Origin of the sequence: Variovorax sp. SPNA7 (assembly GCF_033807855.1) — a bacterium.
Classification (GTDB): domain Bacteria; phylum Pseudomonadota; class Gammaproteobacteria; order Burkholderiales; family Burkholderiaceae_C; genus Variovorax; species Variovorax beijingensis.
Window position 1 is genome coordinate 3344010 of the sequence record NZ_CP138513.1, and the last position, 24426, is coordinate 3368435.

Annotated in this window: 22 protein-coding genes and 1 tRNA gene; 6 read left to right on the forward strand and 17 right to left on the reverse strand. The window is 67.5% G+C overall.

The window, feature by feature from the left end; translation table 11 throughout:
* Positions 1 to 55: 55 nt before the first annotated feature.
* The 6 genes from clpP to RZE77_RS15735 form a co-directional block, all read right to left on the reverse strand.
* On the reverse strand, positions 56 to 664 hold the full coding sequence (gene clpP, locus RZE77_RS15710) for an ATP-dependent Clp endopeptidase proteolytic subunit ClpP (protein ID WP_021007616.1): 609 nt from the start codon (positions 662 to 664) through the stop codon (positions 56 to 58).
* A 114-nt stretch (positions 665 to 778) separates the two neighbouring features.
* Entirely contained in the window at positions 779 to 2092 is a 1314-nt protein-coding gene (gene tig, locus RZE77_RS15715; RefSeq protein WP_124957969.1) for a trigger factor, read from the reverse strand.
* Between the two features lie 26 nt (positions 2093 to 2118).
* Positions 2119 to 2205, reverse strand: a tRNA-Leu gene (locus RZE77_RS15720).
* 114 nt (positions 2206 to 2319) lie between these two features.
* Complete coding sequence (locus RZE77_RS15725; protein ID WP_319438251.1) at positions 2320 to 5475, reverse strand: efflux RND transporter permease subunit; 3156 nt, start codon at positions 5473 to 5475, stop codon at positions 2320 to 2322.
* Positions 5472 to 6665, reverse strand: a complete 1194-nt coding sequence (locus RZE77_RS15730) for an efflux RND transporter periplasmic adaptor subunit (protein WP_319438252.1) — start codon at positions 6663 to 6665, stop codon at positions 5472 to 5474. The genes RZE77_RS15725 and RZE77_RS15730 overlap by 4 nt, the downstream gene beginning before the upstream one ends.
* Positions 6666 to 6761: 96 nt before the next feature.
* The gene (locus RZE77_RS15735) at positions 6762 to 8684 is read right to left on the reverse strand and encodes a potassium transporter Kup (protein WP_405545932.1); all 1923 of its coding nucleotides are present in this window, start codon (positions 8682 to 8684) and stop codon (positions 6762 to 6764) included.
* A 72-nt stretch (positions 8685 to 8756) separates the two neighbouring features.
* Between RZE77_RS15735 and hpnC the strand changes: the two genes are divergently transcribed.
* The 5 genes from hpnC (at position 8757) to RZE77_RS15760 (ending at position 12550) form a co-directional block, all read left to right on the forward strand.
* Positions 8757 to 9668: a squalene synthase HpnC gene (hpnC, locus tag RZE77_RS15740; RefSeq protein WP_319438253.1), complete on the forward strand. Its 912-nt coding sequence runs from the start codon at positions 8757 to 8759 to the stop codon at positions 9666 to 9668.
* Complete coding sequence (gene hpnD, locus RZE77_RS15745; protein WP_319438254.1) at positions 9665 to 10504, forward strand: presqualene diphosphate synthase HpnD; 840 nt, start codon at positions 9665 to 9667, stop codon at positions 10502 to 10504. Before hpnC ends, hpnD begins: the two co-directional genes overlap by 4 nt.
* A 153-nt stretch (positions 10505 to 10657) precedes the next feature.
* Complete coding sequence (gene hpnE, locus RZE77_RS15750; RefSeq protein ID WP_319438255.1) at positions 10658 to 11917, forward strand: hydroxysqualene dehydroxylase HpnE; 1260 nt, start codon at positions 10658 to 10660, stop codon at positions 11915 to 11917.
* The gene (locus tag RZE77_RS15755) at positions 11914 to 12216 is read left to right on the forward strand and encodes a hypothetical protein (RefSeq protein ID WP_319438256.1); all 303 of its coding nucleotides are present in this window, start codon (positions 11914 to 11916) and stop codon (positions 12214 to 12216) included. The genes hpnE and RZE77_RS15755 overlap by 4 nt, the downstream gene beginning before the upstream one ends.
* Before the next feature lie 28 nt (positions 12217 to 12244).
* A complete protein-coding gene (locus RZE77_RS15760; RefSeq protein WP_319438257.1) occupies positions 12245 to 12550 on the forward strand; it encodes an NIPSNAP family protein in 306 nt (101 codons plus the stop codon).
* A gap of 1 nt (position 12551) precedes the next feature.
* On the opposite strand, the gene RZE77_RS15765 is transcribed toward RZE77_RS15760, so the two are convergent.
* Positions 12552 to 13283 (reverse strand): HAD family hydrolase, encoded by a 732-nt coding sequence (locus RZE77_RS15765; protein WP_012747610.1) that lies wholly within the window; start codon positions 13281 to 13283, stop codon positions 12552 to 12554.
* 15 nt (positions 13284 to 13298) lie between these two features.
* Between RZE77_RS15765 and hemH the strand changes: the two genes are divergently transcribed.
* Positions 13299 to 14363, forward strand: a complete 1065-nt coding sequence (gene hemH / locus RZE77_RS15770; RefSeq protein ID WP_319438258.1) for a ferrochelatase — start codon at positions 13299 to 13301, stop codon at positions 14361 to 14363.
* On the opposite strand, the gene RZE77_RS15775 is transcribed toward hemH, so the two are convergent.
* The 10 genes from RZE77_RS15775 to RZE77_RS15820 all read right to left on the reverse strand — a co-directional run bounded on the left by RZE77_RS15775 (position 14345) and on the right by RZE77_RS15820 (position 24314).
* Positions 14345 to 14851: a DUF1993 domain-containing protein gene (locus RZE77_RS15775; protein ID WP_319438259.1), complete on the reverse strand. Its 507-nt coding sequence runs from the start codon at positions 14849 to 14851 to the stop codon at positions 14345 to 14347. The genes hemH and RZE77_RS15775 overlap by 19 nt on opposite strands.
* 53 nt (positions 14852 to 14904) lie before the next feature.
* Positions 14905 to 15792 (reverse strand): alpha/beta fold hydrolase, encoded by an 888-nt coding sequence (locus RZE77_RS15780; RefSeq protein WP_319438260.1) that lies wholly within the window; start codon positions 15790 to 15792, stop codon positions 14905 to 14907.
* Positions 15789 to 16856 (reverse strand): branched-chain amino acid ABC transporter permease, encoded by a 1068-nt coding sequence (locus RZE77_RS15785; RefSeq protein WP_319438261.1) that lies wholly within the window; start codon positions 16854 to 16856, stop codon positions 15789 to 15791. The genes RZE77_RS15780 and RZE77_RS15785 overlap by 4 nt, the downstream gene beginning before the upstream one ends.
* Positions 16857 to 16869: 13 nt before the next feature.
* The gene (locus tag RZE77_RS15790; protein WP_319426327.1) at positions 16870 to 17853 is read right to left on the reverse strand and encodes a branched-chain amino acid ABC transporter permease; all 984 of its coding nucleotides are present in this window, start codon (positions 17851 to 17853) and stop codon (positions 16870 to 16872) included.
* 151 nt (positions 17854 to 18004) lie between these two features.
* Entirely contained in the window at positions 18005 to 18724 is a 720-nt protein-coding gene (locus tag RZE77_RS15795) for an ABC transporter ATP-binding protein (RefSeq protein WP_319438262.1), read from the reverse strand.
* A complete protein-coding gene (locus RZE77_RS15800; RefSeq protein ID WP_307597131.1) occupies positions 18721 to 19485 on the reverse strand; it encodes an ABC transporter ATP-binding protein in 765 nt (254 codons plus the stop codon). The genes RZE77_RS15795 and RZE77_RS15800 overlap by 4 nt, the downstream gene beginning before the upstream one ends.
* Positions 19486 to 19525: 40 nt before the next feature.
* Positions 19526 to 20983, reverse strand: coding sequence for an extracellular catalytic domain type 2 short-chain-length polyhydroxyalkanoate depolymerase (locus tag RZE77_RS15805; RefSeq protein WP_319438263.1), 1458 nt, complete (start codon positions 20981 to 20983; stop codon positions 19526 to 19528).
* Positions 20984 to 21115: 132 nt separating this feature from the next.
* The gene (locus tag RZE77_RS15810; RefSeq protein WP_319438264.1) at positions 21116 to 22303 is read right to left on the reverse strand and encodes a substrate-binding domain-containing protein; all 1188 of its coding nucleotides are present in this window, start codon (positions 22301 to 22303) and stop codon (positions 21116 to 21118) included.
* Between the two features lie 144 nt (positions 22304 to 22447).
* Positions 22448 to 22723 (reverse strand): hypothetical protein, encoded by a 276-nt coding sequence (locus RZE77_RS15815; RefSeq protein ID WP_319438265.1) that lies wholly within the window; start codon positions 22721 to 22723, stop codon positions 22448 to 22450.
* Between the two features lie 46 nt (positions 22724 to 22769).
* On the reverse strand, positions 22770 to 24314 hold the full coding sequence (locus RZE77_RS15820; RefSeq protein WP_319438266.1) for a sigma-54 interaction domain-containing protein: 1545 nt from the start codon (positions 24312 to 24314) through the stop codon (positions 22770 to 22772).
* Positions 24315 to 24426: the final 112 nt, after the last annotated feature.

The window sequence follows — 24426 nt, forward strand, 5'->3', positions numbered from 1 at the left end:
AACGCCGGTTTTTGCCTTTTTGGCGCCGCCGGCGCCGCGGCACGGGCTCAATCGATCAGCTGCGCTTCGCAATGACCTGGTCCACCAGGCCGTATTCCTTGGCTTCGTCGGCCGTGAGGAAATAGTCGCGTTCGGTGTCCGACTTGACTTTTTCGAGCGGCTGGCCCGTGCGCTCGGCCAGGATGCGGTTCATCTGGTCCTTGGTGCGCAGGATGTCGCGGGCATGGATCTCGATGTCCGTGGCCTGGCCGCGCGCGCCGCCGAGCACCTGGTGGATCATGATCTTGGAATTGGGCAGCGAGAAGCGCTTGCCCTTTTCGCCGGCTGCCAGCAGGAAGGCGCCCATGCTGGCCGCAAAGCCGATGCACATGGTGGAAACGTCGGGCTTGATGAACTGCATGGTGTCGTAGATGGCCATGCCGGCGCTCACGCTGCCGCCCGGGGAGTTGATGTAGAACGAAATGTCCTTGTCCGGGTTCTCGCTCTCGAGGAACAGCAGCTGCGCCACCACGAGGTTGGCGGTCTGGTCGTTCACCTCGCCCACCAGGAAAATGATGCGCTCCTTGAGGAGACGCGAATAGATGTCATAGGACCGCTCGCCGCGGCCCGACTGCTCGATGACCATCGGGATCATGCCGAGGCCTTTGATTTCCTGTGCGCTCATTGAATTGCTCTCCGGAAAAGGGTTCGTTCGCTGTTCGAATTTACTGTACGCCTGAGTGAAATGGGGCTCGTGCCGCAAAGCACAAGCCCCATTGGCATTGCAGGCGGCGGCGGATCAGCCCTGCTGCGCCATCAGTTCGTCGAACGACACCGACTTTTCGTTGACCTTGGCCTTGCCGAGCACGAAATCGGTCACGTTGTTCTCGATGACCACGGCTTCGACTTCGGCCAGGCGGTTGTTGTCGCTGAAGTACCAGCGCACCACGTCGGCCGGCTTTTCGTAGCTGGCGGCGAGTTCGTCGATGTGGGCCTTGATCTGCTCGGGCTTGGCCTGCAGGTTGTTGGCGCGCACCAGTTCGGCCACGACCAGGCCCAGGCGCACGCGGCGCTCGGCTTGGGGACGGAACACTTCGTCGGGGATCGGCGCCTTGTCGGCGTCCTTGATGCCGCGCTGCTTGAGCTCGGCGCGGGCGCCTTCGACCATGCGGTTGACTTCGGACTGCACGCTCGCGTTGGGCAGGTCGAGTTCGGCGTTGGCCACCAGGGTGTCCATCACGGCGTTCTTGTTGCGCGCCAGCAGGCGGAACTTCACTTCGCGCTCGAGGTTCTTCTTGATGTCGGCGCGCAGGCCTTCGACCGTGGCTTCGGCAATGCCGAGCGACTTGGCGAGCTGTTCGTTGACTTCGGGCAGGTGCGAGGCTTCGATCTTCTTCACGGTGACCATGAAATCGGCCTGCTTGCCGGCCACGTCCTTGCCGTGGTAGTCGGCCGGGAACGAGAGCGGGAAGGTGCGGCTGTCGCCGGCCTTCATGCCGCGCACGGCGTCTTCGAATTCCTTCAGCATCTGGCCTTCGCCGACGATGAACTGGAAGTCTTCGGCCTTGCCGCCCGGGAAGGGCTCGCCGTCGATCTTGCCTTCGAAATCGACCGTCACGCGGTCGTCGTCCTGGGCCACGGCGTCCTGGGCGCGCTGGGCGAAGGTGCGGCGCTGCTTGCGCAGGATGTCGAGCGTCTTGTCGATGGCGTCGTCGCCCACTTCGGCCGAGAGCTTCTCGACTTCGGCGCCCGACAGGTCGTTGATCTTGACTTCGGGGAACACTTCGAAGACGGCGTCGAAGGCGAGCTGGCCTTCGGGCGACTCTTCCTTCTCGGTGATGCGGGGCTGGCCGGCCACGCGCAGCTTGGCTTCGTTGGCGGCCTGCGAGAAGGCTTCACCGACCTTGTCGTTCATGACTTCGTAGTGCACCGAGTAGCCGTAGCGCTGGGCCACGACATTCATCGGCACCTTGCCGGGACGGAAGCCATCCATCTTGACGGTGCGCGCGAGCTTCTTGAGGCGCGAATCGACTTCGGACTGGATGGTGCCGACCGGCAGGGTCAGCGTGATCTTGCGTTCGAGCTTCTCGAGAGTTTCAACGGTCACGGTCATGGTGTCTTCCTTGTGAGGGGTGTGGCTGGTGCGCGGGGCCGGACTCGAACCGGCACGTTCTTGCGAACGTCAGGACCTAAACCTGGTGCGTCTACCAATTTCGCCACCCGCGCTTGCCAAATTTTTCAGGTGAATGCAAAGGCGGACGGCCCTGGTGCCGCAAACATCCGATTGCCGGATGCCCGCCGCCCAAAGACCGTCCGCCTGAAATCGGTCAACCGCGTATTTTAAGCGCTAATCGGGAGCTCTTTCGGCTCCCGCTTGACGCGGAAGGCGGCGGCGTACATTGCCGGCAGCGCCAGCAGGGTCAATACGGTCGCCACGATCAGCCCGCCCATGATGGCCACGGCCATGGGCCCCCAGAACACGCTGCGGGAAAGCGGAATCATCGCCAGCACCGCCGCGGCCGCCGTCAGCACGATGGGCCGCAGGCGCCGCACGGCCGATTCCACGATCGCATCCCAGGCCGGCACGCCGGCCTCGCGGTCGCTCTCGATCTGGTCGATCAGGATCACCGCGTTGCGCTGGATCATGCCCATCAGCGCGATCACGCCCAGCAGCGCCACGAAGCCGAACGGACGGTTCAGCAGCAGCAGCGCACCGGCGACGCCGGCAATGCCCATCGGGCCGGTGATGAACACCAGCAGCGAGCGGCTGAAGCTGTGCAGCTGCAGCATCAAGAGCGTGAACACCAGGAACAGCATGATCGGCACGCCCGCAACGATGGACGCCGAGCCCTTGCTGCTTTCCTCGACCGCGCCGGCCACCTCGATGCGGTAGCCGCCCTCGCCGGCCGCGTGCCAGCCGGCCTCGAGCTGGCGCAGTCTGGGCAGCAGCTGCTCGGTCACCGTGGCGCCCTGCAGGCCTTCGACCACGTCGCCCTGCACCGTGATGGCGTAGTCGCGGTTCTCGCGCCACATCACGCCGGGTTCCCAGCTGAACACCGGCCGGGCGATCTGCGTCAGCGGAATCGAGCGGCCCGAGGTGGTGGGCAGGTAGGCGTTGCCGATGTCCGAGATGGCCTCGCGCTCGTCGGCCGACTGGCGCAGCACGATGTCGATCAGCAGGTCGTTCTCGCGGTACTGGCCCACGGTGGTGCCGGAGAACATCGTCTTGGAAGCCTGGGCGATCGCCTGGCTGGTGACGCCGAGCGCGCGCGCCTTGGCCTGGTCGACCTCGAGACGGATCACCTTGACCGATTCGTTCCAGTTGTCGTTCACGCCGCGCATGTTGGCGTTCTCGCGCAGCACGGCCTTGACCTCGTCGGCATGCGCGCGCAGCTGGGCGGGATCGGTGCCGATCACGCGGAACTGCACCGGATACGGCACCGGCGGCCCGTTGGGCAGCAGCTTGACCCGGCCGCGCACTTCGGGGAATTCCTGCGCCAGGAGCGCGGGCAGCTTGATGCGCAGGCTCTCCCGCACCTTCAGGTCCTTGGCCAGCACGATGAGTTGCGAGACGTTGGTCTGCGGAAAGACCTGGTCCAGCGGCAGGTAGAAGCGCGGCACGCCGGAGCCGATCCAGGTGCTGACCGTCTTCACCCCCTCTTCCTTCATGATGCGCTGCTCGACGCGCTTGGCGACCTCTTCATTGGCCGCGAACGAGGTGCCTTCTGGGAACCAGATGTCCACCATGATTTCCGGCCGGCTCGAATCCGGAAAGAACTGCTGCTGCACCTTGCCCATGCCGAAGATGCCGAGCGCGAAGATCAGCACCGTGGCGCCGATGGTCAGCCAGCGGTGCTGCACGCACCAGTTCACCGCGCGGCGGAAGCCGTTGTAGAACTTCGTGTCGAACAGCTCGTGCGGCGGCGCATCGGGGTCGTGCGGCTTCACCTTGAGCAGCAGCGTGCCCAGGTAGGGCACGAAGTACACCGAGACGATCCACGACAGCACCAGCGCGATCACCGTCACCGCGAAGATCGCGAAGGTGTATTCGCCCGTCACCGACTTGGCGATGCCGATCGGCAGGAAGCCCGCAGCCGTGATGAGCGTGCCGGTCAGCATGGGCTTGGCCGTGACGTCGTAGGCAAAGGTGGCGGCGCGCACCTTGTCGTAGCCCTCCTCCATCTTTCGCACCATCATCTCGACCGCGATGATCGCGTCGTCCACCAAGAGGCCGAGCGCGATGATCAGCGACCCCAGCGATATCTTGTGCAGCCCGATGCCGAAGTAGTTCATGGACAGGAAGGTCACGGCCAGCACCAGCGGGATCGTGATGGCCACCACCAGCCCCGGCCGGATGTCGATGTACCAGCCGAAGCGCCCGCCCTTGTGCAGGCCCAGCGAGATGATGCTCACGGCCAGCACGATGGCCACGGCCTCGATCAGCACGCCGACGAATTCATTGACCGAGCTGGCCACCGACACCGGCTGGTCCTGCACCTGGGCGAGCTTCACGCCGGCCGGCAGGCGCTGGTCGATCTGCGCGGTGGTGGCGCGCAGCGCCTCGCCCAGCGCGATGATGTCGCCGCCCTTGGCCATGGAAACGCCGAGTGCGACGACCTCCTTGCCCTGGTGGTGCACCTTCACGGCCGGCGGATCGATGTAGCCGCGGTGAATCTCTGCAATGTCGCCGAGCTTCAGCTGGTTGCCCGAGCTGCCGCGGATCGGCATCTCGCGCAGCTGCTCCACGTTGGTGAACTGCCCGCCCACGCGCACCTGCACCACATCGAGCGGCGACTGGATCGTGCCCGCGCTCTCGATCGCGTTCTGCGAGCCGAGCTGGGCCAGCACCGCGTTGAAGTCCAGCCCCAGCTGCGCGACACGCTTCTGTGAGATCTCGATGTAGACCTTCTGGTCCTGCACGCCGAACTGGTCGACCTTGGCCACGTCCTTCACGCGCAGCAGCTGCTGGCGCACCTCGTCGGCCAGGGTCTTGAGCTCGGCCGGGCTGAAGCCTTCGCTCTCCAGTGCGTAGATCACGCCATAGACGTCGCCGAAATCGTCATTGAAGAACGGCCCCTGCACGCCCGGCGGCAGCGTGTTGCGCATGTCGCCGACCTTCTTGCGCACGGTGTACCAGACGTTGGCCACGTCGGCGGCCTTGGACGAGTCCTTGATCTGGAAAATGATCTGCGACTCGCCCGGCTTCGAATAGCTGCGGATCTTGTCGGCGTACGGCGCCTCCTGCAGCGTGCGCTCGAGCTTGTCGGTGACCTGCTCGGCCACCTGCTGCGCGGTGGCGCCGGGCCAATAGGTGCGAACCACCATGGCACGGAAGGTGAACGGAGGGTCTTCGTCCTGCCCGAGCTGGAAGTACGCGAAGGCGCCCAGCACCATCAGCACCACCATCAGGTAGCGCGTGAGCGGCGCGTGGTCCAGCGCCCATTTGGAAAGATTGAAGCCGGCAGGCTTGGCGGTGGTGGCTGCGCCTTCCGTCATTTGGAAGCACCTGCAGCGATCTCCTTCTTGGTGGCCGCCACGGCCTCGACCGGCTGCGCCGATTCCTTCGCGTTGGCGGCCGCCGCGGCAGCCTCCTTCGACTGGTAGATGGTGACCTTCTGCCCCGGCGAGAGCACGTGCACGCCCGCGGCCACGACCATCATGCCGGGCGCGAGGCCGGCGCCGATCACGGCTTCATTGCCGTCGGCCGTGGCCACCTGCACGGGCTGCGAACGCACCGTCATGGTCGACTTGTCGAGCACCCAGACCGCCGTGCCCTTGCCCTCCTGGCGCAGGGCGCTGGTCGGCAGCTTGATGACCGCGCCGCCGGTACGTGCCAGCGCCTGCGGACGGGCATACACGGTGGCGCCGAGCGCCGGCGAGGTGGCGGCATCGATCGCCACCTTGACCGCGTAGGTGCGCGTGACCGCGTCGGCGCTGGCCGCCACTTCGCGCACCTGGCCCTGCAGCTCGCTGCCGCCCGACCAGCCGCGCACCGTGACCGGCGAGCCGGGCTTGATCAGCGCGGCGCGGTCTTCGGGCACTGCAAACACCACGTCGCGCGCACCGTCCTGCGCAATGCGCACGACGGGCGTGCCCGCCTGCACCACCTGGCCGGGCTCGGCTTCGATGGCGGTGACGATGCCGGCCACGTCGGCCACCAGCGTGGTGTAGCTGGCCTGGTTGCCCTGCGACGAAAGCTGGGCCTGTGCCTGCTCGAGTTGCGCCTGCGCGGCCTTCCAGGTGGATTCGCGCCGCTCCAGCTCGGCGCCGCTGATGAAGTTCTGCGTACGCAGTTCGGTATAGCGCTTGAGATCGGCTGCCGCGAGATCGCGGTTGGTCTGGGCCGCCGCCAGCTGCGCGCGCGCCGCTTCAGCGGCCAGGCGATAGTCCTGCGGATCGAGCTGCGCCAGCACCTGGCCGGCCTGCACATGCTGGCCGAGTTCGGCCTGGCGCTTGGTGATCTTGCCCGCCACGCGGAAGCCCAGCCGCGATTCGACGCGGGCCCGGACTTCGGCCGAGAACTCGGGCTGGGCCTCGAAATCGCTGGTGCCCACGGTCACCAGCTTGACCGCGCGCACGGGTTCCTCGGCCGGCTTCGACTGCGAACAGCCGGCCAGGAACAAGGCGGGAAGCAGCAGCCAGGCGGCACTGCGGGCAAAAGGAGAAAAGCCGGAGGAGGCAGTCATGAGACACCCTAGAAAGGTCGAACCCGGTCATTACTGACCCACTGGTTAGTAATTTAGGGTAAACCTCAGGGACTGTCAATCGAGATTCGGCGGTTGTCAGGTCCTCTGGCCCATTTCGACCAGTCGGTTGTCCGGCAGCTCGAAATAGTCGGACACCCGGCCCGCATTGCGCTGCAGCCAGCCGAAGAGCGCGCGGCGCACAGGGTTCATGCCGGGCAGGTGCTCCTCCCCCACCGAGGCGCGCGAGACGAAGTAGGAGGTGGTCATCGAATCGATGGCCAGCGTCTTCTGGTAGGCCAGGATGCGGATGAACTCGGGCACGTCGGGCCGCTCCATGAAGCCATGGCGCGCCGTGACCACCCAGATGCCGTCCATCAGCTGTTCGGCCTCGATGCGCTGCCGCGCGTCCACGCGGGGCGTGTCGCAGGCCAGCACCCGCAGCACGACCACCTGCTCGTGCAGCACCTGGTTGTGCTTGAGGTTGTGCAGCAGCGCGTGGGGCACGGTGGCCGCATCGGCGTTCAGGAACACGGCCGTGCCGCGCACGCGGTGCGGCATGTTGAGCGCCAGCGATTCGAAGAAGGTCCTGAGCGGCATGCTTTCGGCCGCGGCCGCCTCCAGGCCCAGCCGGCGGCCCTTGGCCCAGGTGGTGAACAGCAGCATCACGCCCGCGGCCACGGCCAGCGTGAGCCAGCCGCCGTCGGCAACCTTGAGGCTGTTGGCAAGCACGAAGGTCAGGTCCACCGCGGCGAAAGCCGCCACCCCGAGCACCACCGCCACCCTGTTCCAGCGCCAGAGCCCCCAGGCCACGACGCCCGCCAGCAGCGTGGTGGTCACCATCGTGATCGACACCGCAATGCCGTAGGCCGCCGACAGCGCACCCGAGCTGCGAAAGCCCAGCACCAGCAGCAGCACGCCCGTCATGAGCATCCAGTTGACGACCGGCACGTAGACCTGGCCGATGGCCGAGCCCGAGGTCTGCACCACGCGCATGCGCGGCAGGTAGCCCATGCGCATGGCGTGGGCAGTGAGGGAAAAGGCACCCGAGATCACGGCCTGGGACGCAATGACGGTCGCCATCGCGGCCAGCACCACCATCGGCACGACGCCCCACGAAGGAAAGAGCCGGAAGAAGGGGTTGTCGACGGCCGCGGGCTCCACCAGCACCAGCGCGCCCTGGCCGAAATAATTCAGCACCAGCCCGGGCAGCGCGATGAAGAGCCAGGCGAGGCGGATCGAGCGCGCGCCGAAGTGCCCCATGTCGGCATACAGCGCCTCGCCGCCGGTAAACGCAAGAAACACCGCCCCCAGCACAGCCAGCGACTGCAGCCGGTGCTCGACCAGGAAGCCGATGGCCCGGCGCGGATCGAGCGCCGCCAGCACCTGCGGATGCTGCAGCACCTGCCAGCCGCCTGCGACGGCCAGCACCAGGAACCACAGCAGCATGACGGGCCCGAACACCTTGCCCACCGCGCCGGTGCCCTTGCGCTGCACCGCGAAGAGCCCGAGCAGGATCAGGATGGTGATCGGAATCACCACCCGCTGCAGCACCGGCGCCTGCACCTCCAGCCCCTCGACCGCCGACAGCACCGAGATGGCAGGCGTGATCAGGCTGTCGCCATAGAACATGGCCGCGCCGACCAGGCCGAGCACCCCGATCGCGTTCCACACCCAGGGCCGGGTCCGCGGCCCCGCCACCGCGCTGCGCGCGAGGGCCTGCAGCGCCAGGATGCCGCCCTCGCCGTCGTGGTCGGCGCGCAGCACGAACACCACGTATTTGAGCGTGACCACGAACATCAGGCCCCAGAAGATCAGCGAAAGCAGGCCCAGCACCGCATCGGGCGTGAACGCCACGCCGTGGTCCGGGTTCAGCGTTTCCTTGAAGGCATAGAGCGGCGAGGTACCGATGTCGCCGAACACCACGCCCAGCGCCGCGATCATCGGGCCCGGCCCCGCCGCATGAGGCGCCTCGCCTGGCGCTGGACTCGGGGCGGCGGAAGCCTGCGTCGGTGCATTCATGGATGAAAAAGAACTGGGGTGTTGGCGACGCCGCGAGCATAGTCCGCGCCGCGCGTCGCGGACAATCGCCGCGTGTCTGCACCACCCCACATTGCCGCGCCGCCGGCGCACTACGAGAATTTCCCCGTGGCCTCCTGGCTGTGCCCGCCGCACCTGCGGCCGCCGATTGCCGCGATCTACCATTTCGCGCGCACCGCGGACGACATCGCGGACGAAGGCGATGCCTCGCCCGGCCAGCGGCTCGCCGATCTTCGCGCCTACCGCGAAGAGCTGGCGGCCGCCGCGCGCGGCCAGGTGGCGCCCTCCTCGCGCTGGCCCCAGGTGTTCGGCCCGCTCGCCCACAGCATCGCGCAGTTCAAGCTACCCGAAGAGCTGCTCGCCGACCTGCTGAGCGCCTTCATGCAGGACATCGAGAAGACCCGCGACGGCGGAAGCTACGCCGACCGCGCCGAACTGCTCGACTACTGCCGCCGCTCCGCCAACCCGGTCGGCCGCCTGCTGCTGCACCTGTACGGCGTGAACGATCCGCAGGCGCTGGCGCAAAGCGATGCCATCTGTAGCGCGCTGCAACTCATCAATTTCTGGCAGGACCCGAGCGTGGACCTGCCGCGCGGCCGCTTCTATCCGCCGCTCGCCGACTGCGCCCGGCGCGGCCTGACGCGCGAGAGCTTCAAGGCCTTCATGCCGCTGGCCGAGGCGCCGCCCCCGCAGGAAGCCATCAACCTGATCGCCGTCGAAAGCGCATGGGCACGGGAGCTGATGGCCGAGGGCGCGCCGCTGGTCCATCGCCTGCCCGGCCGCGCCGGCTGGGAGCTGCGCTTTGTCGTGCAGGGCGGCCTGCGCATTCTCGACAAGATCGAGGACCTGGGCTTCGACACCTTTTCGCAGCGCCCGAAAATAGGCAAGGCCGACGCCCCGCTGCTGGTCTGGCGCGCCCTGCGGATGCGGAGACAATTGCGGCCCATGAAAGCGCCCCTCCGATGACTCCCGAGCAATACGTACAGGACAAGGCCGCCGCCTCGGGCAGCAGTTTCTATTACGCGTTTCTGTTCCTTCCCAAGCCGCGGCGTGCCGCGATCACGGCCTTCTATGCCTTCTGCCGTGAGATCGACGACGTGGTCGACGAGGTCAGCGACCCCGGCGTGGCCGCGACCAAGCTCGCCTGGTGGCGCACCGAGGTCGCGCAGTCCTTCGCGGGCCCGCCGCGCCATCCCGTGATGCAGGCGCTGGTGCCGCATGCCGCCGCCTACGGTATCGAGCCCGCCCAGCTCAACGAGGTGATCGACGGCTGCCAGATGGACCTCGACCAGACCCGCTACCTCGACTTTCCCGGCCTCGCGCGCTACTGCCACCTAGTGGCCGGCGTGGTGGGCGAAGTCGCCGCGCGCATCTTCGGCCAGACCGATCCGCAAACCACCGCCTATGCGCACAAGCTCGGCCTGGCGCTGCAGCTCACCAACATCATTCGCGACGTCGGCGAGGACGCGCTGCGCGGCCGCATCTACCTGCCCGTGAACGAACTGCAGAAATTCGACGTCAAGGCGCACGAGATCCTGAACCGCGTGCATTCGGAGCGCTTCGTCGCGCTCATGAAGTTCCAGGCCGAGCGCGCGCATGCGGCGTACGACGAAGCCCTTGCGCTCCTGCCCGCCCCCGACCGCCGCGCCCAGAAGCCCGGCCTCATGATGGCCAGCATCTACCGCACGCTGCTGCGCGAGATCGAACGCGACAACTTCCAGGTGCTGAACCAGCGCGTGAGCCTGACGCCGGTGCGCAAGTTTTGGCTGGCGTGGAAAGTCCAGGCGCTGGGGAGGATATGACTCGCCCCCAGGCTCCGCGCACTTCGTGTCGCTTCTCCTTCCCCCTACCGGGGGCAACACCAGCGGCCGGGCGAAGCCCGTTCCGCGGTGTTCCTGGCAATACGGCTGCGCAGACGTCCACCGAGCTCGGCAGCTTGGCACCGAGGCGCTGACGTGAAAGTCGCCATCGTCGGCGCCGGCTGGGCAGGCCTCGCCTGCGCCGTCGAAGCCACGCGGCTCGGCCATGCCGTGACGCTTTACGAAGCGGCGCACATGGCGGGCGGGCGGGCGCGGCGGGTCGACCACATGCACGGGCTGGTGCTCGACAACGGACAGCACATCCTGATCGGTGCCTACGCCGCGACGCTGAAGCTGATGCGCGAAGTGGGCATCGATGCCGGCCAGGCGCTGCTGCGGCTGCCGCTCTCTCTGCGCTTTGCCGATGGCGGCGGCCTGAAGCTGCCGCGGCTGCCTGCCCCGCTCGACCTGCTGGCCGGCATCTTCACGGCGCACGGCTGGACGTGGCGGGACAAGTCGACGCTGCTGCGCACTGCCGTGCAATGGCGCCTCGCCGGATTCCGCTGCGCCGCCGGCACCACCGTGGCCACGCTCTGCGCCGGCCTCACGCCGCGCGTGATGGAGGAGCTGATCGAGCCGCTGTGCGTGTCCGCGCTCAACACGCCGATCGACCAGTCGAGCGGCGAGGTGTTCCTGCGCGTGCTGCACGATGCGCTCTTCAGCGGCAACGGCGGCGCGGACCTGCTGCTGCCGCGCGTCGACCTGGGCGCGCTGTTTCCCGACGCGGCCCTGGCATGGCTCGCGCGGCACGACGCAACGCTGCGCATCGGCACGCGCGTGCACGCCATCTCGCCCGAGGGCGCGGCATGGCGGGTCGAAGGCGAGCGCTTCGACCAAGTCGTTCTGGCGTGCGCGCCCTGGGACGCGGCGCGGCTCGTGCGCGCGTCCGGCGCGGCGGCGCAGCGCTGGTGCGAAACCACCGAGGCGCTGCGCTTCGAGGCCATTGCCACCGTCTACATGCGCGGCGCCTCGCCGCTCGCGCAGCCGATGCTGGCGCTGCGCAGCCATCCCGCCACTGCACCGGCGCAATTCGTGTTCGATCGCGGCCAGCTCGGCGGACCCGAGGGCGTGCTCGCCATGGTGGTGAGCGCGAACGAGACGCCGCGCGAAACGCTGGAGCAGCAGGTGCTTGCGCAAGCCGCCGTGCAGCTCGGCCAGAAAGCGCTGCAGATCGTGCAGACCGTGGTCGAAAAGCGCGCCACCTTCGCCTGCACGCCCGCGCTCGCGCGGCCGCCGATGCGCATCGCGCCCGGCCTGCACGCCTGCGGCGACTACACCGAAGGCCCCTACCCTGCGACACTCGAAGGCGCGGTCCTGAGCGGACTGGCCTCCGCCAAGGCATCGACAACACCATGACCGAACTGCGCTACCTGGATTTCGATTACAGCGAAGACACCGAGGGCCACGGCACCTTCGATGCCATGGCCTCGACCGTGCCTGCAAGAACACACGAAGTGCTGGCCGAGATCGCGCGGGTGCTGGCCTGGGCCGATGCCACTTTTCCCGATGCGCGCGGCGCACTCGACGACGGGGCGGCCTGGGACTTCGACCTGCAGCAGACCCGCGAGGCGCCGGAGCTGGACACGGTGACCTTCTCGCTCAGCGGCACGCAAGATTTCTGCGCCGCGCTGCGCGCGCATTTCGGCCTGGATTGAGGCCTTCCTTGTTCCCACGGAAAGAACCATGGTCACCTGCTATCTGCGCTACATCATCGATCCCTACAAGCTCAAGGAATTCGAGCACTACGGCAAGCTGTGGATTCCGCTGGTCGAGAAGTTCGGCGGCCAGCACCATGGCTACTTCCTGCCGTCGGAAGGCGCCAACAACGTGGCACTCGCCATGTTCAGCTTTCCCAGCCTGGCCGCCTACGAGCAGTACCGCAGCGATTCGATGCAGGACGCCGAATGCCAAGCCGCCTTCAGGTACGCCGAGGACACCCGGTGCATCCTGAGCTACGAGCGCAGCTTCTTCAGGCCGGTTTTTTCGTAATTCAGGCGCCGAGCGCCACGCACAGCGCGTGCAGGTTCGGCACGATCAGCTGTGGCCGCGCGCCGTGCACCCAGGGGCGCTCGTCGCGCACCAGCCAGGCCGCCTGCATGCCGGCGTTGAGCGCGCCGACCACGTCGAGCTCGGCGTCGTCGCCCACGTGCAGCACGTCCTTGGGCAGCAGGCCGACCGACGCGGCCGCGGCACGGAAGATCGGCGCATGCGGCTTGCCGCTGCCGAAGGCGCGCGCGTTGAACGCGGTGCGGAACCACCGGCCGACGCCGGTCTGGTGGATGTCCGCATTGCCGTTCGACACCGCCACCAACGGATACCGCTCGCTGAGCCACTTGAGGGCCGGCAGCGCGTCTTCGTAGAGCGTCACGCGCTGACGTTCGGCAAAGAAGGCATCGAAGGCCGGATCGGCCAACGCCGGGTCTTCGCCCGCGTGCCTGAGTGCCGCGCGGATCGACTCGCGGCGCAGCGCGCTCAGGTCGTGCGCCAGGTCGGAGCGCTCCTTGGCGGTGGCTTCGCGCAGCTCGCGCAGGACGCCCGGCGTCAGCAGCAGCGAGGCGGTCTTGGGTGCCTCGCGCAGCAGCCATTGCTGCAGCACGGTCTCGGCGCGCTCGATGGTCGGCCAGATCGGCCAGAGGGTGTCGTCCAGGTCGAGCGAGATCGCCGAGATGCGCTTGATGTCGAGGGGCGCGGCGCTCGCCGGCGCCGTGGAAGCGGAGGTCATGCCCGAGAATATCGCATGCCTCAAGACAACGGGAACCGCAGTTCCATCGACCCCGGACGCGCCATCGAACGCACCTCCATCCTCTGGTGCAACCTGGGCTCGCCCGATGCCCCCACCGCGGCCGCCGTGCGGCCCTACCTGGCGGAGTTCCTTGGCGACCCGCGCGTGGTCGAAATTCCCAGGCTGCTCTGGGCGCTGATACTGCACGGCATCATCCTGCGCGTGCGCCCCGCCAAATCGGCCGCCAAGTACGCGAGCATCTGGATGGCCGAGGGTTCGCCGCTGAAGGTGTGGACCCGCAAGCAGGCCTCGCTGCTCGCGCGCTGGCTCGGCGAGCGCGGCCACCGCGTGGCGGTGCACGACGCCATGCGCTATGCGAGTCCATCGATCGCTTCGCGCCTCGATGCGCTGCAGGCCGAGGGCGCCACGCGCGTGCTGGTGCTGCAGGCCTATCCGCAGTATTCGGCCACCACCACGGCCAGCGTGATCGATGCGGTGAACGACTGGAGCCGCGGCCAGCGCCGCATTCCGGAGTTCCGCTTCGTCAACCAGTACCACGACGATCCGGCCTACATCGAGGCGCTTGCCCAAAGCATCGAAGTGCACTGGGAGCGCGAAGGCCGCGGCGAGCTGCTGCTGATGAGCTTCCACGGCATTCCGGTGCGCAACATCGCGCTCGGCGATCCCTACCAGGCCCAATGCCTCGAAACCGCGCGCCTGCTGGCGGCGCGGCTCAGCCTTGCAGACACGGGATACCGCGTGACCTTCCAGTCGCGTTTCGGCCGCGCCAAGTGGCTCGAGCCCTACACCGAGCCAACGCTGCGCGAGCTCGGCGCAAGCGGCATGAAGCGGATCGACGTGGTGTGCCCGGGCTTTCCGGCCGACTGCCTCGAAACGCTGGAAGAAATTGCCATGGAAGGCCGCGAAGCCTTCCTGCATGCGGGCGGCACAACCTTCAGCTACATCCCCTGCCTCAACGACAGCCCGGCGTGGATCACCGCGCTGGCAGGCATTGCCGAGCGCAACCTGGCGGGCTGGCCCACCCGGTCCGCCGCCAACGCTCAGAACTTGCCCAGGTAGTCCATCTTGCCGATCGGCATGCCCTTGTGGCGCAGCACGCCGTAGGCGGTGGTCACATGGAAGAAGAAGTTGGGCAGCGCGAACTGCAGCAGGTAGCGCTGCGCGGTGAAATGCGCCTCGCCTTCGCGCGCCTTGATGGTCACGGGGCGCTCCTCCTGGCCGTCGACCAGCGCGCGGTCCACGGTCGCGAGAAAGTCCTGCGTCTTCGCGATGCGGGCCAGCAACTCGTCATAGGTCTTTTCCTCGTCGGGAAAACTCGGCGCCGTGATGCCCGCGATGCGCGCCACGCCGAGCTTCGCAGCATCGCTCGCGCGCTGGATCTGGCCGACCAGCGTGAGCATGTCGGGCGCGAGCCTCGCGTCCGCCAGCGTGGCCGGATCGATGTCGTTGGCCCTGGCGTGCGCCAGGCTCTTGTCGAGCAGGTGGGTGAGCTGGCCGAGTCCGCGGGAGAAGACCGGTACGGAGAGGTCGTACATCGAAAGCGCCATGGCGTGGATCCTTGGGGTGGGAAATCGGCGGCGATTGTCTCGCCGACGCGCGCCTAGCGGCCGGCGGCCCGGATAAACCCTTCGATCAGCTGCAGTTGTTCGGGCACGTTGAGCGCGGGCGCGTGGCCGCACCCCTGGATTTCGACGACCTTCAGCAGCCCGGCGGCGCCCGGCCCCCGCTGCTCCATCTGCTGCGTCACCTCGGGCAGCACCAGGTCCGACTCGGCGCCGCGCAGGCACAGCACCGGTGCCTCGATCACGTCGTAGTGCGGCCAGATCAGGTAGTCGTTGTCGTGCGCGCTGAACTGCCGGACCATCGCCGGGTCGTAGTGCGGCGTCACGCGGCCGTCGGGCAGGCGGCGCGTGGAGCTTTCTGTCAGCCGGCGCCACTGCGCATCGCTGAGCCAGCCATAGGGCTTGTAGACGGTGCGGAAGAACGTCTCCAGTTCGGCCACGGTGTCGAACGCGGGCGGCTCGCCGGCATAGGCGCGGATGCGCTCGATGGCCGCCTGCGCGAGCTGCGGTGCGTTGTCGTTGAGCGTGAGGCTCGCAATGCGCGCCTTCATGCGCGGCTCGAACAGGCCCGACGCGCAGACCGTGCCGATGGCACCGCCCATCGAGGTGCCGACCCAATGCACGCGGTCCAGCCGCAGCTCGTCGCACAGCGCGGCGGCCATGCGCGCATAGAACGAGAGCTGATATTCCTCGTCGGGCAGCGGGCTCCACTGGCTCAGGCCGCGGCCAATGGTGTCGGGGCAGATCACGCGAAAGCCGCGCGCTGCAAAGTGCTGCGCCAGCTCGTCCATGTCGCGGCAGGTGCGCGCAAGGCCGTGCCAGGCAATCACCACCGGCGCGTCTGGCGCGCCCCAGTCGAGCCAATGGATCTCGCGGCCCGCGAGCTGCGCGTAGTGAGAAGACGGAAGCGGAAGCTCGTTGCTCATCGCGCAGCCCTCGCCCTGAGCTTGCCGACGATGCCGGTCGGAAAGTAGTAGACCGAGAGCACGAACAGCACACCCAGCCACAGCAGCCAGCGGTCCGGCGACAGCAGCGCCGCGAGCCACGGCAGCCCGCTCACGGCCTCGCTGCCCACGCGCAGCAGGTCCTGCAGGTAGCTCTGCGCCACCACGAACAGCACCGCGCCAATCGCCGCGCCGTAGATCGTGCCCATGCCGCCGATCACCACGATCAGCAGCACGTCGATCATGATCTCGAAGCTCAGCGAGGTGTCGGGCCCGTTGTAGCGCAGCCAGATCGCGAGCATGGCACCGGCCAGCGTGGCAAAGAGCGCCGACAGCACGGCCGCCGTGGTGCGGTACACCACCACGCGGTAGCCGATGGCCTCGGCGCGGAACTCGTTCTCGCGGATGGCCTGCAGCACGCGGCCGAAGGGCGAATTCACGATGCGCAGCAGCGCGAGCACCAGCACCACCGCCGCCACGAAAAGCAGGTAGTAGCACAGCAGCCGGCCGTCGAGGGAGACGCCGAGGAAAGGTTCTTCGGAGAACTCGAAGCTCGGCGAGATCAACTCGGGCAGCTTGAAGGTCAGGCCGTCCTCGCCGCCGGTGAAGTCCGACAGCTGCGAGGCCAGCGTCTGGAAGGCCGAGGCCACCGCCAGCGTGATCATCGCGAAGAAGATCGCGCGCACCCTGAGCGAGAACAGCCCGATCGCGAACGAGAGCACCAGCGAGACCGCAAGCGACGCCGCGAGCCCGAGCAGCACCGCGCCCCAGTTGGGCCCGAGCCGCGACGCCGAGATGGCAATGCCATAGGCGCCGATGCCGAAGAACATGGTGTGCGCGAAGCTCACGATGCCGGTGTAGCCCAGGAGCAGGTCGAAGCTCGCGACCAGCACCACGAACACCAGGATCTTGGCCGCGACGCTGAGCGCCTTCACGCCCGGGAAGATGAACGGCGCGAACGCCAGCGCGATGAACAGCGCCACCAGCAGCAGCGCCAGCAGGCGGCTTCGGGGCATGTCGTTGGAGAGAAGTCGTTTCAGGAACATGGCGTCTTCTTCCTCAGCGGTTCGCCACCGGGTACACGCCCTGCGGGCGCCACAGCAGCACCGCCACCATCAGCAGGATGCTCGCGAACTGCGTGAGCGTGGGCAGCAGGAAGCCGATGTAGTTGGTCATGAGCCCCACCAGCAGCGCACCGATGAGCGCACCGCCGGTCGAGCCAAGCCCGCCGATGATGATCACGATGAAGATCAGCACGTTGACCTGCGCGCCCATCTGCGGCACCAGGTTCTGCTGGAACAGCCCCCACATCACGCCGCCCAGGCCGGCCAGCGCACTGCCCACCACGAACACGCCGACGAACAGCCGGCCGATGCGGTAGCCCAGCGACTCGACCATCTCGCGGTCCTGCACGCCGGCGCGGATCAGGAGGCCGATCTTGGTGCGCGCGAGCGTCCATGCGAGCAGCCCGAACACCACCACGCCCACCACCACCGCGAGCAGCCGGTACTTGCTGATGGCCGCGTCCGCCACGAACAGCGAGCCACGCAGCGCCTCGGGCAGCGGCAGCGGAATCTGCGCCGGGCCCCAGATCACCTTGATGAGCTCCTCGCCGATGATCATGCCGCCCATGGTGATGAGGATCTGCTTCAGGTGCTGGCCGTACACCGGCCGCACGATGAAGCGCTCGAACGCAAGGCCGACCGCGCCGGCCACCGCCATGGCGACCAGCATCGCGGGGAACACCGCAACGAGGTTGCGCCACAGTTCGCCCGAGCCCGTCCAGTCGCCCATCAGGCCGAGCACGCTGCTGGCCACGAAGGCGCCGAGCGCAATGAACACGCCGTGGCCGAAGTTGAGCACGTCCATCAGCCCGAACACCAGCGTGAGGCCCGAGGCGATGATGAAGATAATCATGCCCATCGCCAGCCCCGCGACCGTGAGCGTGAGCCATGTCGAGAACGAGCCCGTGAGCGGCAACGCGGCCAGCGCGAGGATGGGGGCGAGCAGCAGTGGCTTCCAGTCGAAGTCGAGTGCTTTCATGACCGCGCCTCCTCTTGCTCCCTCTCCCTCCGGGAGAGGGTCGGGGTGAGGGCCAGCGGCGCCGTCAGGAGGGCGTGGCCTTTGCGCAGGCCGTCTGCCCTCACCCTGGCCCTCTCCCGCACGCGGGAGAGGGGACAAGACATCAAGTACGTCATAGCGCGAGACCCAATAAAGATTGCTGCAATTGCGCATCCGCGGAGAACGCCGCCATCGAGCCGCTGTGCACCACGCGGCCGTTGTCCATCACCGCGACGTTGTCGCCCAGGCGCTGGGCGAAATTGATGTTCTGTTCCACCAGCAAAATCGTCACGCCGCTCGCCTTGAGCTCGGCGAAGGCGTCGATCATGTTGTTGATCATCACGGGCGCAAGGCCCTTGCTGGGCTCGTCGATCAGCAGCAGCTCGCGCGGCTCGACGATCGCGCGCGACACCGCGAGCATCTGCTTCTGTCCGCCCGAGAGCTTGCCGGCCGGATGGTTCCAGAACTTCTCCACCGCCGGGAACAGCTTGAAGATCCACTCGAGGCGCGTGTCGTCGATCTCTGCGGCATTCCTGGCGCCGCGCGCGGCCAGCAGCATGTTTTCCTTCACCGTGAGGTCGGAGAAGATGCCCATGCTCTCGGGCACGTAGGCAATGCCGAGGCCGGCGATCTGCGGCGTCTGCATGGTGGTGATGTCCTTGTCGCCAAAGCGCACCCTGCCCTGCGACGCATGCCACAGGCCCATGATGGTCCGAAGCGTGGTCGTCTTGCCCGCGCCGTTGCGGCCCAGCAGCATGGTGAGCTGGCCCCGGGGCACGGCCAGGTCGACACCGTGCAGGATGTGGTACGCCCCGATGTGCGTGTGCACGCCCTGAAGTTCGAGCAGGTTCATGCGGCCTCCTTCGCAATGCCCAGGTAGGCTTCCTGCACCACCGGCGAGGCAATCACCTCCGCCGGTTCGCCATCCGCCACCAGCGTGCCGTTGTGCAGCACGATGATGCGGTCCGCGAGTTCGCGCACCACGTCCATCTTGTGTTCGACCAGGAGGATGGTCTTGGTCTTGTCCTGCTTGAGCTTGCGGATCAGGTCGAGGATGACCGGCGCCTCGGCCGCGTTCATGCCGGCCGTGGGTTCGTCGAACATGAAGACCTTGGGTTCGAGCGCCATCAGCAGCGCCACCTCGAGCTTGCGCTGGTCGCCGTGCGGCAGGCTCGCCACCGTTGCATGCTCGCGCGACTTCAGCGCCACGTCCGCGAGGATCTGGTCGGCGCGCTCGGTCAGCGCCTTGTGGTCGCTCCAGATGCTCCACAGGTTGAGCCCGCGCCGGTGCGCGCCCTCGCGCGTGGCCTGCACCGCCAGGCGCACGTTCTCCAGCACCGTGAGGTTGGGGAACAGGTTGGTGAGCTGGAAGGCCCGCCCCAGCCCCGCGTGCGTGCGCGCCGACGGCGACAGGCCCGACAGCAGCTGCCCGTCGAGCGACACCGTGCCCGCGCTCGCCTTGAGCTGGCCCGAGATCAGGTTGAAGTAGGTGGTCTTGCCCGCCCCGTTGGGGCCGACGATGGCCGTCAACGTGCCCGGCGCAAAGGCGCAGCTCACGCCGTTGACGGCCACGTGCCCGCCGAAGCGGATGGTCAGGTCTTTGGTCTCAAGCATCGTGGGTCATGGCAAATAAGAAAAGTAGTGCCGATCGGCCTCAGCAGGTGCCGATCACGTAGTAGTTGGGCCCGGTCTGCTTGAGCGTGGTGGTCACGTAGACGTTCCACAGGCCCATCGACTGCCCTGAGCCGTAGGCATAGGTGAGGCCCCACAGCGCGTAGGCGCGGCCTGCCACGGTGTGCGCGTAGTTGCTGGCGGTGTAGCAGGTTCCGCCGCCACCGCTGCCGGCCAGCGTGGTGCCCGTGGCCGCGGCCGACATCGCGCCCTGCGCGTTGCCGGCATCCACCGCCGCCACGGTCCAGCTGTAGGTGGTGGACGGGGCCAGGCCGGTGTCGGTGTAGTTGGTGCCGGCCACCGGCGCCGCGTTGACCTTGCTGCCGCCGCGGTAGACGTTGTAGCCGCTCGCACCCGAGACGCCGGCCCAGCCGACCACCATGCTGCTGCTGGTCGCGCCCGAGGTGCCCACGCCGGTGGGCGCCGGCAGCGACGAGCCGCCGCCGGAGCCGGTCACGCGGTCGACCATGGCCTTGAGTGCCACCATCTGCGGGCCCGACTTCTTCGCGTAGTTCGCGTTGTCGTAGCCCCACCAGTCCCAGCAGCTGTTGGTGGCGGCGGTGCTGGTCTGCGGGTAGATCAGCACGATGTTGTTGGTGTCGGCCCAGCGGTTGTAGCCGGTCTTCTTCACGTACTGGTCGCCCACGTCGGTGTAGTTCTGCTTGCAGCCATGCAGCACCATGTGCACGCGGCACGAGGCGGTGGTGCAGGCCTGCGGCACGTAGATCCAGCCGGTGGCGGCCACGCCGTGGCCGGTGATGAATTCCGACTGGTTGAACTCGGTGAAGCTGCCGCCCAAAGTGCCGTTGTTGCGCGGGTTCAGCGGTCCGTAGAGCTGCGCGAGTATCTCGCCCGCCAGGTCGAAGCCGCAGTTGTTGATGTAGGGCGCGGCGGTGGTGCTGCAGGCGCCGCCGTAGTCGTCGGTGACCATCGCGTGGCCGGCGCCGATGTTGTTCCTGTAGACCGTGTTGGCGGCGGGCACGAAGCTCTGGTAGTAGGTCTTGAGGTCGTCCATTACCGCGGGCTTGACGGTGTTGTCCGAAGTGCCCGAGAACAGGTACAGCTTGGAGCCCGTCATGTTCGACACCGGGTCGATCGCACCGCTGGCGGCCCAGCTGTTGGTGGTGTTGACCAGCGTCGACACCGGAATGCTGCTGCCGTGCGCCATGCAGCGGCCGGTGGCATTGAGCACCGAGCCTTCGGCGCAGTAGTACGGCCCGCCGGCCACCACGCCGGCACCGCGCTTGAAGGTGGCCGAATAGGCCACGTGCAGCTGCACGGCCATGAAGCCGCCCGCCGAGAGGCCGGACACGCTGACCTCCGCCGGGTTGGCGCCGAGCGACGGCAGCGGCACCGCCGCCGTCGCGGCCTGCCCTGCCGCCATCGTGATCGCCGCAGCCGCGGCCCATCCCTTCCAGTTTTTCCATCGCATCGCTGCCATCGCTGTCTCCTTCTGTTGTAGGTCTATCGAACGCTTGCTGGATTGCTGACGAATCGGCCGCTGGGCGCGCAGGCTGGCGCTTCGCCCGGCGGCCATGCCGGGGCGAATTCGCACGAATTGAAAGGGCGAGCCCTACCTCTTGTTCTTGATGGGGATGTCCATCTCTTCAGGCTTGATCTCGCGCACCAGTTCCGGCACGCCCCAGGCGAATGCCGGATCGGCCTTGATCTTGAAGTGGTACATCGACTGCATCGCCTGATGGTCTTCCTTGCGGAAGGTCATCTTGCCCTTGGGCGTGTCGAAGCTCATGCCTTCCATGGCGCCGATGAGCTTGTTGGTGCCGGTGTCGCCGCCCGTCTTCTTGAGCGCCGTGACCACCGCCATTGCGGCCGAGAAACCGCCGGCCGTGAAGAAGTCCGGCGGTGCCTTGAACTGCTTGTAGTGCGCAGCCACCAGCGCCTCGTTGACCGGGTTCTTCGGGATGCCGAAGTAGTAGTAGGCCGCGCCCTCCATGCCGGGCAGGTTCTTGTAGGCCGCCATGGCCGGCAGGATGTTGCCGCCGGTGGCAATCTCGATGCCGTAGCGCTTCAGGTCGAGGTCGACGATCTTGAACGGATTGCCCGCGCCGGCCCAGACGATCCAGATGATCTTGCGGCCCGGCTGGTCCTTGAGCTTGTCGATCAGGCGCTGCGCGCCGGCCGTGAAGTCGGTGGTGGCGGGCGGCAGGTATTCCTCGTGCGCCAGCTTCGCCTTCTTGAGCGCGGCACCGAAGGCCTTCACGCCGTCGCGGCCGAAGGCGTTGTCCTGCGCCAGCGTGGCCACGGTCACGCCGGCCTTGTCGATGGCCACCGCGTTGCTGATTGCGTCCTGGCTCGAATTGCGGCCGGTGCGGAAGATGTACTTGTTCCACTTGTCGCCGGTGATCGAGTCGGCGACCGCGGGCTCCACGATCAGGATCTTCTTGTACTCCTCGGCCACCGGCAGCATGGCCAGCGCCACGCCCGAGGCCGTGGGGCCCACGGCCAGTGCGGCCTTGTCGTCGGAGTAGGCCGCGGCCAGCAGCGACTTGCCCAGGTCGGGCTTGCCCTGGTCGTCCTTCTCGATGACCACGAGCTTCTTGCCGTTGACGGTCATCGTGCCGCCGGTGGCGTAGTCCAGGCCCATCATCAGGCCGGTCTGGGTCTGCTTGCCGTAGGCCTCGAGCGGACCGGTCTTGCTGTAGATGTGGGCGATGCGGATTTCGTTGGACTGGGCCCAGGCGGGTGCGGCGGCGGCGCAGGCGGCGAGTGCGGCCAGGGCGACGAGGTGGCGACGGTTCATTCTGTGTCTCCTGTAATAGGTGACTGAATATTGCACACTTCGTGCCACCTGCTAACCCCTTGATACCAAACGCTTCTTCATTCGGAAGATGCGCCTTTCGACTGAATTCAGAACACTTGATGTGTCTGAATTTCAGTCAACTGTCTATTTGTCGGTCAGGGTTTTCTCGGAGACTTGGCGCTCCGCGATCCAGTGCTGGAACTGGCGCTCGGCCTGCATGCGGAACTCGTTGCGCGCGTGGTTGCAGGCGGCGTGCGCGAGCCGGCGGTGCTTCTGCGAGCGCACGCCGCCGAGCGTCGAATCGACCAGGTGCTCGATGGTCGCGGACTCGGGCCTGCCGTGCGGCTCGTCGAAGTCCATGGCAAGGCCGCACCAATGGCAGTTGGGGCCGAAGGTGGAGCGCAGGGCGCGCACGCTCACAGGCTTGCTCGCCCCAGGCCGGGACGGTGCGCGGCGCTCGGCGGCTTCACGCCGGCCGCTCCTGGCTCGTCATGCGCTCGTAGAGCGTGGCGCGCGAAATGCCGAGCAGCCTCGACGTCGCCAGCTTGTTGCCGCCGGTGGCCGCAAGCGCCGCAGCGATCGCCTTGCGCTCCAGTTCGGCCACCTGCTGCGCGAGCGGCCGCAGCAGCAGCGCCTCTTCGTCGGCGTCGTGCGCGCTCTGCAGGGTGGCGGGCAGTTCGATCTGCTCCAGCCCCGCTTCGCGCAGGATGCGCTCGAGTTGCGCGGCGTCGATGCGCTGCGAGTCGCTGCGCATCGTGACCTGCTCCAGCACGTTGCGCAGTTCGCGGATGTTGCCGCGCCAGTGCTGGCCGGCCAGCAGCGCGAGCGCATCGGGCGTGATTTCGGGCGGCGCTTCGCCGCTGCGCAGCGCCATGTCTTCGCCCAGCGCCTCGACCAGCGCCGGAATGTCGCTGCGGCGCTCGCGCAGCGGCGGCACGCGCAAGGGCAGCACGTTGAGGCGGTAGTACAGGTCTTCGCGGAACTGGCCGCGGCGCACCAGCTCGGGCAGGTCGCGCGAGGTGGCGGCGATCACGCGCGCATCGAAGGGCACCAGCTTGTTGGAGCCGAGCGGTTCGATCTCGCCCTCCTGCAATGCACGCAGCAGCTTGGCCTGCAGGCCGAGCGGCATGTCGCCGATCTCGTCGAGAAAGAGGCTGCCGCCATCGGCCAGCTTGAATTTGCCCTCGCGCCCTCGCCTGTCGGCGCCGGTGAAGGCACCGGGCGCGAAGCCGAAGAACTCGGCCTCCAGCAGCGTGTCCGGCACGGCCGCGATGTTGACGCTGACGAACTGCCCCTTGGCCCGCGCCGAGGCCGCATGGATCGCATGCGCGAGCAGTTCCTTGCCGGTGCCCGTCTCGCCCAGCAGCAGCACCGGGCTCGTGGACTGCGCGGCGCGGCGCGCATGGCGCTTGACCTCCACCGCGGCCGGGCTGCTGCCGATGAAGCTGGCAAAGGTGTACTTGGAGCGGCGCTGCCCGTCGGCCGCGTGCTGGTAGAGCGGGTTGTTGCGCTGGGTGGCGAGCTCGCGCCGCGCGTCGTCGAGGTCGCGCTGCAGCAGCGCGAACTTGCTGATGAGCGGCTGCAGCGTGGTTTCCGGCTGGTCGAACAGCACGATGCCGATGGCGCCGATGACTTCTCCCGCCTGCCCTTCGCGCCCATCGCTCTCGGCGCGCAGCGGAATGCGGCTGACCACGAAGGTGCCCGCCTTGTTGTTGAGCAGGTCGACCAGGATCGGCTCGCCGGTCTCGAGCACGCGCCGCATCTGCGTGTTGGGAATGACGTCCTCGACCATGTGGCCGAGGAACTGGTCGATCGACGAAAAACCCAGCGCCGGCAGGAAGCGGCGATAGCCTTCGTTGACCCATACGATGCGCCCGCTGCGGTCCACCAGGAACATGCCCTGGCTGATGCTCGAGAACAGATGGAACATCGAACGCGCGGCCAGCGCAAGGATGCCTTCGGCGTCCAGAGGCAGGGCGGGCGATGCGGCGGCGGGCGGAACGGCGGACATGGGCGGATCGTAGCGCGCATCATTCGGCCGCTCGCCGGACCACTTGCCGGGGCGCCGATGCAGCCTGCGGAAATGCGCCAAAAGCACATTCGCCACCGATGCGAAGAAAGCC

Excerpts from the sequence above, each read along its gene's own strand:
- RZE77_RS15795 (WP_319438262.1), bottom strand. The coding sequence starts at position 18,724 with ATGAACCTGCTCGAACTTCAGGGCGTGCACACGCACATCGGGGCGTAC.
- hemH (WP_319438258.1), top strand. The coding sequence starts at position 13,299 with ATGCCTCAAGACAACGGGAACCGCAGTTCCATCGACCCCGGACGCGCC.
- RZE77_RS15820 (WP_319438266.1), bottom strand. The coding sequence starts at position 24,314 with ATGTCCGCCGTTCCGCCCGCCGCCGCATCGCCCGCCCTGCCTCTGGAC.
- RZE77_RS15765 (WP_012747610.1), bottom strand. The coding sequence starts at position 13,283 with ATGACCTCCGCTTCCACGGCGCCGGCGAGCGCCGCGCCCCTCGACATC.
- RZE77_RS15760 (WP_319438257.1), top strand. The coding sequence starts at position 12,245 with ATGGTCACCTGCTATCTGCGCTACATCATCGATCCCTACAAGCTCAAG.
- RZE77_RS15780 (WP_319438260.1), bottom strand. The coding sequence starts at position 15,792 with ATGAGCAACGAGCTTCCGCTTCCGTCTTCTCACTACGCGCAGCTCGCG.
- RZE77_RS15725 (WP_319438251.1), bottom strand. The coding sequence starts at position 5,475 with ATGACGGAAGGCGCAGCCACCACCGCCAAGCCTGCCGGCTTCAATCTT.
- RZE77_RS15785 (WP_319438261.1), bottom strand. The coding sequence starts at position 16,856 with ATGTTCCTGAAACGACTTCTCTCCAACGACATGCCCCGAAGCCGCCTG.
- RZE77_RS15805 (WP_319438263.1), bottom strand. The coding sequence starts at position 20,983 with ATGGCAGCGATGCGATGGAAAAACTGGAAGGGATGGGCCGCGGCTGCG.
- RZE77_RS15810 (WP_319438264.1), bottom strand. The coding sequence starts at position 22,303 with ATGAACCGTCGCCACCTCGTCGCCCTGGCCGCACTCGCCGCCTGCGCC.
- tig (WP_124957969.1), bottom strand. The coding sequence starts at position 2,092 with ATGACCGTGACCGTTGAAACTCTCGAGAAGCTCGAACGCAAGATCACG.
- RZE77_RS15755 (WP_319438256.1), top strand. The coding sequence starts at position 11,914 with ATGACCGAACTGCGCTACCTGGATTTCGATTACAGCGAAGACACCGAG.
- RZE77_RS15790 (WP_319426327.1), bottom strand. The coding sequence starts at position 17,853 with ATGAAAGCACTCGACTTCGACTGGAAGCCACTGCTGCTCGCCCCCATC.
- RZE77_RS15735 (WP_405545932.1), bottom strand. The coding sequence starts at position 8,684 with ATGAATGCACCGACGCAGGCTTCCGCCGCCCCGAGTCCAGCGCCAGGC.
- clpP (WP_021007616.1), bottom strand. The coding sequence starts at position 664 with ATGAGCGCACAGGAAATCAAAGGCCTCGGCATGATCCCGATGGTCATC.
- RZE77_RS15730 (WP_319438252.1), bottom strand. The coding sequence starts at position 6,665 with ATGACTGCCTCCTCCGGCTTTTCTCCTTTTGCCCGCAGTGCCGCCTGG.
- RZE77_RS15775 (WP_319438259.1), bottom strand. The coding sequence starts at position 14,851 with ATGGCGCTTTCGATGTACGACCTCTCCGTACCGGTCTTCTCCCGCGGA.
- hpnD (WP_319438254.1), top strand. The coding sequence starts at position 9,665 with ATGACTCCCGAGCAATACGTACAGGACAAGGCCGCCGCCTCGGGCAGC.
- RZE77_RS15800 (WP_307597131.1), bottom strand. The coding sequence starts at position 19,485 with ATGCTTGAGACCAAAGACCTGACCATCCGCTTCGGCGGGCACGTGGCC.